Consider the following 7,049-nt stretch of genomic DNA (forward strand, 5'->3'; position numbering starts at 1 on the left):
CCGACGCCCCGGGGGACGACGGTGGGAGGGGGAAGCGGTCAGCGGTTGCTGCCCTGGGTGGCCAGCGCCTCCAGCAGCTCGGCGAGTTGAGCGCGCTCGGGCAGGCGGGACGCGCCGATGGCGTCGCTCGCGGAGCGCTCGACGCTCCCGCAGACCCGCTCGACGACCTCCCGGCCAGCGCCGGCCAGGTGGACCAGCACGCGGCGGCGGTCCAGCGGGTCGGTGCTGCGGTAGGCCAGCCGGGCGTCGACGAGGCGGTCGACGACGCGCGTGGCGGTGGGCGCCGGCAGTGCGGTGTGGGACGCGATCTCGCCCATGCTCCGGCCACCGCCACGGGCCAGCATCAGCAGCACGCGCCAGCCGTCGCGGTTGACCCCCTCGGCCGATGTGGCCGGGGACAGGGCAACCTCGACGGCGCGGTCCAGCCGGTCGAGCAACTCGACCAGACCTGTCACTCGCGGCGCCGGGGCGTACACCGTGCCCGGCGCCCTTCTACTTGGTGGTTCGGGCACGGTTACCGACTGTACGTGTTGGGCGCAAGGTGTGTCCGCCTCCGAGGGATACCTTTGGGGTGAACGGTCTAACGGTGCGTCAGCGGGTGAACACAATCTTGCCCGCCGTCTCGCCGTCGAGCATGGCCCGGAAGCCCTCTTCGGCCTGCTCCATCGGCAGTTCCAGGCCGATCTCCGGGCTGATCCCGGCGCCGGCCACGAAGGCCAGCAGGTCGGCCAACTCGTCGCGGGTGCCCATGGTGGACCCGATGACGCTGAGCTGCAGGAAGAACAGCCGCTGCAGGTCGGCGCCCGGGTTGGGGCCGCTCGTCGACCCGGAGACGACGATCACCCCACCCGGACGGAGAGCCCGCATCGAGTGCGACCAGGTGGCCTCGCCCACGGTCTCGAAGACCGCGTCGACGCGCTCGGGCAGCCGCTCACCGCTCGGGAAGGTGGCGTGCGCCCCCAGCTTTTCGGCCAGTGCGCGCTTCTCGTCGCTGCGCCCCGTCACCCACACCCGCATCCCGGCCGCCCGCCCCAGCTGGACCAGCGCCGTCGACACCCCGCCGGACGCGCCCTGCACGAGCATCGTCTGGCCGGGGCGCAGGCCCGACTTCACGAACAGCATCCGGTACGCCGTCAGCCACGCCGTGCCCATCACCGCGGCCTGGGTGGGGGTCAGCCCGGCCGGCAGCGGGACCGCGTTGCGCTTCGGGACGACCACGGTCTCGGCGAACGTGCCCTGGTGCTTCTCGGTGAGCAGGGTGCGCTTCGGGTCGAGCGTCTCGTCGCCCTGCCAGCCCGGGCTGGGGATCACCGAGTGCAGCACGACGTCGGTGCCGTCGGCGAGCTTCCCGGCGCCGTCGCAGCCCAGGATCATCGGGAACTGGTCGGGCTTGATGCCGACCCCCCGCAGCGTCCACAGGTCGTGCATGTTGAGGCTGGCCGCGCCCACCGTGACCGCGACCCAGCCCTCGGGGACCTCGGGTTCGGGCCGCTCGCCCACGGTGAGCGAGTCGAGCGGAGCGTCGGCGTTGGGCTCGGCTGCGTAGACGGCGAACATGGGAACCGAACCTAGCTCGATCCGCGCCCCGCGTCGCGGCGATGTCGTCGCGCCCACCCCCGACGGGGCCGCCGCGCCCGGGCGCCGCCACCCCACTGGCTAGGGTGATGGCGTGCTGCGGGATCTCCTGGACTGGTGGGACGGGGTCGAGCTGTGGCTCACCCAGCTGCCCTTCCCGCTCCAGGTGCTGCTGGCCGTGCTGGTCCTGCTTCCGGGCTGCTGGCTGGCCGCGGCGGGCATCGACCGCGGTGTGGAACGGGCGCTCGGCGCGGTGCAGGCCCGCCGCCCGACGCGGGAGATCCCCACCGAGCCGGCGGCCGCGGTGTCCGCCCCGGCGGACGGCCTGCACGACCTGCCTGCCGAAGCCCCCGAAGTGTCGGACACCGTGCCCGACACCGTGCCCGACACCGTGCCCGACCGCTCCTCCCGCTCCGACGACCGGACCTGACCGGCCGTCGGCCTCAGCCGGCGGCCCTCCCGGCCCCCGCCGCCTCGGCGGCCAACGTCGAGAGCACCTCCGAGCAGCCGCTGCCGACCAGGACGTCGGCCAGCGCGTCGCCCCGGGTGGCGCCGCGGTTGACGATCACCACCGGGACACCGTGCTTGTGCGCGTGCTTGACGAACCGCAGCCCCGACATCACCGTCAACGACGAGCCCGCGACCAGCAGCGCCCCGCCCACCGGCCGCAGCGCGTCGACCATCCTGTAGGCGCGGGCGACGCGCTCGCGCGGCACGTTCTCGCCGAAGAAGACGACGTCGGGCTTGAGCGGGCCCCCGCAGCCGGTGCAGTCGGCCAGCCGGAACCCGTCGACGACGACCTGGTCGAGCTCGGCGTCGCCGTCCGGGCGCTCCGCGGCCGGCCCGACCGCCTCGACGAAGCCCGGGTTGAGCGCGGTCAGCCGGGCGGCCAGGTCGGCGCGCGGGGTGCGCCGGTCGCAGTCGAGGCAGACGACGTCGGCGACCCGGCCGTGCAGGTCGATCACCTCGCGGCTGCCCGCGTCGGTGTGCAGCCCGTCGACGTTCTGCGTGATCAGCCCGCGCAGCGGCCCGGAGCGCTCCAGCGCGGCCAGCGCGCGGTGGCCCGCGTTGGGCGCGGCCCGCGCCATCCGCGTCCAGCCGACGTGGCTGCGGGCCCAGTAGCGGCGGCGCGCGTCGGCGCCGGAGCGGAACTCCTGGAACGTCATCGGGGTGCGGTTCGGGGAACCGGGGCCGCGGTAGTCGGGGATGCCGGAATCGGTGGACAGACCGGCCCCGGTGAGAGCGACCAGCGACCGACCGGCCAGCAGGTCGAGCGCGCGTTCGACCGCGCCGTCCAGCACATGCACGGCGTCCAGGCTACGGCGGCGCGGACGATGTCGCGTTCCTACAATCGCCCACCACCGGACCGCGGCAGGGTCGGGGCATGGATCACGCAGACACCATGTCGCGGAGCATCGACGTCGCCGTCGCGGCGATCCGCGGCGCCGACCCCGCCCGCTTCGACGACCCGAGCCCCTGCTCCGAGTACACCGTCGGCCAGGTGGTGAGCCACCTCGCGTTCGGGCTGCTGCTCGCCGAGTACGCCGCCCTGCGCAAGGACTGGGAGGAGGGCTGGTCGGGCAACGACCGCGCCCCATACCTCGTCGACGTGCCCGAGGACCAGTGGGCGGACAAGGCGGCGGCGCAGGGCGAGGCGACCAAGCGGGCCTGGGCCGACCCGGCCGCCTGGGACGGCGAGACCACCTTCGGCGGCGGGGCCATGCCGGCCGCCGCGGTGGGCTCGATGATGATCGCCGAGTTCGTCGTCCACGGCTGGGACGTCGCCGCGGCCACCGGGGAGCGCGTCGAGGTCGGGGCGCCGCTGGGCGAGGCCGTGCTGGAGGGGGTGAACGCGATCGCGCCGATGGGCCGGGACGGCGGCTGGTTCGCCCCCGAGGTCACCGTGCCCGCCGACGCACCCGCGCTCGACCGCGCCCTCGGCGCCGCCGGTCGCGACCCCGCCTGGACGCCCTGATCCCCGTCGTGTCGCCCCGCCCGGAGTTCAGGAAAGCCACGATGCTGCCCTCTGCGGGCAGCATCGTGGCTTTCCTGAACCGGGGGCGAGCGCTCAGGACGTCGGGGCGGCCCAGGACGGCGGGCGCTTCTCGGCGAACGCGCGCATGCCCTCCTGGCCCTCCTCCCCGGCGAAGAAGCCGGCCGACAGCCGCTGCATCGCGGCGAACCGCTCCGCCATCGAGCCGGTGGGCGAGTCGAGCAGCAGCTGCTTGGTCGCGGCCAGCGCCCCGGGCGCGCCCAGCCGCAGCATCCCGACGTAGCGGTCTACCTCGGCGTCCAGGTCGGCGGCCGGGACGGCCGAGGTGAGCAGCCCGATCCGGACGGCCCGGTCGGCGTCGAACGTCTCCCCGGTCAGGAACAGCTCGTGCGCGGCGCGGGTGGCCAGCCGGGGGAGCACCGTCACCGAGATGACCGCCGGCACGACGCCGATGCGGACCTCGGAGAAGGCGTAGGTCGTCGAGTCGGCGGCGACCGCGACGTCGCAGGCGGCGACCATCCCCACCCCGCCCGCCCTGGCCGGTCCGGCGAGCCGGGCCAGCACCGGGGTCGGGGACGTCCAGATCCGGTCCAGGATCGCCGGGAACTCCATGATCCCCTGGTCGTCGGCGTTCGCCCCGCGGGTCTCCTTGAGGTCCATCCCGGCGCAGAACACCGGACCGGTGTGGGTCAGCACGATCACCCGCGCCGCCGGGTCGGCGATCGCGGCGTCCAGCGCGGCCAGCAGCTCGCGGCGCAGCCGCGCGGACAGCGCGTTGCGGTTGGCCGGGGAGTCCAGGGTGATGGTGGCCGCGCCCCGCTCGACGTCGAGGTGCACCAGCTCGTCTGCCATCGTCAGTGCGTATCACGGATCGGGTGTGCCCGGCCCCGCCGCGTACGCGCGCGCCTGGAGCGAGAACAGCTCGTGGTAGGTGCCCCCGAGCGCCATCAGCTCGTCGTGGCGGCCGTGCTCGACCAGCTTGCCCTGCTCGAGCACCAGGATCTGGTCGGCGAACCGCACGTTGGCCAGCCGGTGGGTGACGAGCAGGGTGATCCGATCGGAGCCGCCACCGCTGCGCCTGCGCAGCGTCCCGAACACGGCGTGCTCGGCGCGGGCGTCCAGCGCCGCGGTGGGCTCGTCGGCGATCACCAGCGGGGCGTCGCGGTACAGCCCGCGGGCCACCGCGATCCGCTGCCACTGCCCGCCGGACAGGTCGCGCCCGCCCTGGAACTCCCGCGACAGCACCGTCGACCAGCCGTCGGGCAGCCCGTCGACGACGGTGTCGGTGCCCGAGCCGCGGGCCGCGTCGTGCAGCAACTCGTCGTCCGGGTCGGGGCGGTCCAGCCGGCCGACGCGGACGTTGTTGCGCGCGCTCATCGGCCAGCGCATCGGCTCCTGCAGCACCACGGCGACCCGGTCCAGCAGCTCGTCGGCGTCGACGTCGGCGGTCTCCACGCCGTCCCAGGTGACGCTGCCCTCGCCGGGCAGGTACAGCCCGGTGACGAGCTTGGCCAGGGTGGTCTTGCCGGACCCGTTCTCGCCGACCAGCGCGATCACCTCGCCGCGGCGCACGACCAGGTCGATGCCGTCGACGGCGGGCTCGTCCTGGCCCGGGTAGGCGAACCGGACGCCGCGCAGCTCGATGCGCTCGGGCGGGCCGGCCAGCCGCCGGGTGGGCGGGCGGCGGCGCAGCGCGCGGGCCTGGTCGAGGCACTTGCGGTACAGGTCCAGGTGGAACGTGCCCTCGTAGAGCCGGTTGACCTCGTAGATGGCCCGCACGACCGACTGCGCTGCCGTGCGCATGGCCACGGCCGCCGCCCCGGCCAACGCGAGCGGCAACACCGAGGTGTACAGCAGCACGGCCAGCACCGCGTACGCGCCGGCCGAACCGACACCCGACAGCGTCCGCCCCACCAGCTGCACGACCGTCTTGTCGCGCTCCAGCCGCACCGACTCCGCGGTGATCTCGTCGGCGATGCGCCGGTGCTCCCCGAGCAGCATCGCCCTCGCCGTGAACGCCCGGACCTCCGCCGCCTGCTCCCGCCCGGTGATCAGCGTGCTGGTGACGTTGATCCGGCGCCGCCGGGAGATCATCCGCACCCACGAGTCGAACATCAACCGGGCCGAGCGCACCGACGCCCAACCCTGCGGCAGCGCCGAGACCATCACGACGGGAGCCAGCAGCGGGTGCAGCACCCCCGCGGTGATGACGGCGGCGGCCATCGACACCGCCGCCGCGAGCAGGTCGCCGGTGTCGACGACCGTCGTGCGCACCCGCGTCGGCCCCTCCGAGCTGGCCCGGTCGACCAGCTCGGTGAAGTCGGCGTCGTCGAAGGCCACCAGTTCGACGTCGAGCACGGCGGCGTGCAGCCGGTCCTGGGCCCGCTGCTCGACCAGCGGCACCAACCGGCCCTGCACGTACGCGACGGCCGCGTCGAGCAGCCCGCGCCCCGCCCCCGCCGCGACCACCAGCGCCAGCGCCGGCAACGTCGCGACCACCCGGTCCGGCGTCGGCCCCTCGGCCAGCAGCCGGGTGAACACATCGGCTGTGGCGAACAACCCGAACGCCGTCGCCGCCCCCGCCAGCAACTGCACCACCCCGGCCAGCAGGGTGAGCCGCGGCGACGCCTCCCACGCCCAGCGCACCGCGAGCGCGACCGTGCGGGGCGCCGCGCGGGCCACGGTCCGGATGCCGGTGCGGGCGGTGGTGTGGTAGCTCTCGACCCACAACGGGGTGCTCAGGTCCTCAACGCCGATGAGTGGTGCCGACTGCTCCGAACGTCCGCCCACGAGCCCCCGCCCCTCGGTCTCCGACCGTCCATGGTTCCCGATCGGGTGGGTTCGGGGAGGTGGGTCGGACCGGGAACTTTGGCGGCTCTCGGCGGCTTCCGGGGCCTCCGGGGCTTTGCGGCTTCCGGGGCTTTGCGGCCCCCGGCTTGCGGGCCTTCGGGTTTGCGGGCCTTCGGGTTTGCGGGCCTTCGGGTTTGCGGGGGCTCCGGCGGCGCCTTCGCGGCGGGCGACCTCGGATCGAGCAGGGGGTCGCCCCCTGCCGTCCCGTCGGCCCCGGAGGGCAGCACATCCGCCGGGGCCCCGCACGCTTGGCATGCACGGGTGCGGTTGGCCTTTCCTGGTGCGGGGCCCCGCCGGATGTGCTGGCGCTGCGCGCGCCGACGTGACGGCAGGGGGCTTGGGGGGAGGCCCCGGGCTCGCGTTCGGTGGGGGTTACTCGCGGGTTGGGGGACATTCGCCGCGCTGGTGCGGCTGATGTCCCCCAACTCGGCGAGGAGTAGGCCGGTGGCGCATGGGGTGGCGGGGTTGGCGGGGATGTCCGGTCCGCGGGTGGCATGGGGTGCGGTGGGTGGCCCTCTCAGCCGAGTCGATCATGGGATTCGGCCTCCTCGCAGCCGAGGGTGGGTCGTGGGCGCCCCCCGGGGGGCGGGGCCCAGCCCGCCCCCGGAGCGGCGCGCCCCCCGCGGGGCGG

7 protein-coding genes are annotated in these 7,049 nt (G+C 74.9%); 2 read left to right on the forward strand and 5 right to left on the reverse strand.

Annotated features, from left to right (window positions below):
* Positions 1 to 38 precede the first annotated feature (38 nt).
* Together KIK08_RS03535 and KIK08_RS03540 are read right to left on the reverse strand one after the other, a co-directional pair.
* Positions 39 to 455, reverse strand: a complete 417-nt coding sequence (locus KIK08_RS03535; RefSeq protein ID WP_214401510.1) for a MarR family winged helix-turn-helix transcriptional regulator — start codon at positions 453 to 455, stop codon at positions 39 to 41.
* Positions 456 to 591: 136 nt separating this feature from the next.
* A complete protein-coding gene (locus KIK08_RS03540) occupies positions 592 to 1,557 on the reverse strand; it encodes a zinc-binding dehydrogenase (protein ID WP_214401511.1) in 966 nt (321 codons plus the stop codon).
* A gap of 112 nt (positions 1,558 to 1,669) precedes the next feature.
* On the opposite strand from KIK08_RS03540, the gene KIK08_RS03545 reads away from it, so the two are divergent.
* Complete coding sequence (locus KIK08_RS03545) at positions 1,670 to 2,005, forward strand: hypothetical protein (RefSeq protein ID WP_214401512.1); 336 nt, start codon at positions 1,670 to 1,672, stop codon at positions 2,003 to 2,005.
* 13 nt (positions 2,006 to 2,018) lie between these two features.
* Here the strand turns inward: KIK08_RS03545 and KIK08_RS03550 are convergent, their stop codons facing one another.
* Positions 2,019 to 2,882, reverse strand: coding sequence for an NAD-dependent protein deacetylase (locus KIK08_RS03550; RefSeq protein WP_408004634.1), 864 nt, complete (start codon positions 2,880 to 2,882; stop codon positions 2,019 to 2,021).
* Positions 2,883 to 2,959: 77 nt separating this feature from the next.
* Here KIK08_RS03550 and KIK08_RS03555 point away from each other — a divergent pair, with 77 nt between their 5' ends.
* Positions 2,960 to 3,550: a TIGR03086 family metal-binding protein gene (locus KIK08_RS03555; protein WP_250556220.1), complete on the forward strand. Its 591-nt coding sequence runs from the start codon at positions 2,960 to 2,962 to the stop codon at positions 3,548 to 3,550.
* Positions 3,551 to 3,643: 93 nt separating this feature from the next.
* Here KIK08_RS03555 and KIK08_RS03560 read toward each other — a convergent pair whose 3' ends face one another.
* Together KIK08_RS03560 and KIK08_RS03565 are read right to left on the reverse strand one after the other, a co-directional pair.
* Positions 3,644 to 4,420, reverse strand: coding sequence for an enoyl-CoA hydratase-related protein (locus tag KIK08_RS03560; protein WP_214401514.1), 777 nt, complete (start codon positions 4,418 to 4,420; stop codon positions 3,644 to 3,646).
* 12 nt (positions 4,421 to 4,432) lie between these two features.
* Positions 4,433 to 6,298: an ABC transporter ATP-binding protein gene (locus KIK08_RS03565; protein ID WP_214401515.1), complete on the reverse strand. Its 1,866-nt coding sequence runs from the start codon at positions 6,296 to 6,298 to the stop codon at positions 4,433 to 4,435.
* Positions 6,299 to 7,049: the final 751 nt, after the last annotated feature.

The organism is Pseudonocardia lacus, assembly GCF_018531445.1.
Classification (GTDB): domain Bacteria; phylum Actinomycetota; class Actinomycetes; order Mycobacteriales; family Pseudonocardiaceae; genus Pseudonocardia; species Pseudonocardia lacus.

Excerpts from the sequence above, each read along its gene's own strand:
- KIK08_RS03540 (WP_214401511.1), bottom strand. The coding sequence starts at position 1,557 with ATGTTCGCCGTCTACGCAGCCGAGCCCAACGCCGACGCTCCGCTCGAC.
- KIK08_RS03555 (WP_250556220.1), top strand. The coding sequence starts at position 2,960 with ATGGATCACGCAGACACCATGTCGCGGAGCATCGACGTCGCCGTCGCG.
- KIK08_RS03560 (WP_214401514.1), bottom strand. The coding sequence starts at position 4,420 with ATGGCAGACGAGCTGGTGCACCTCGACGTCGAGCGGGGCGCGGCCACC.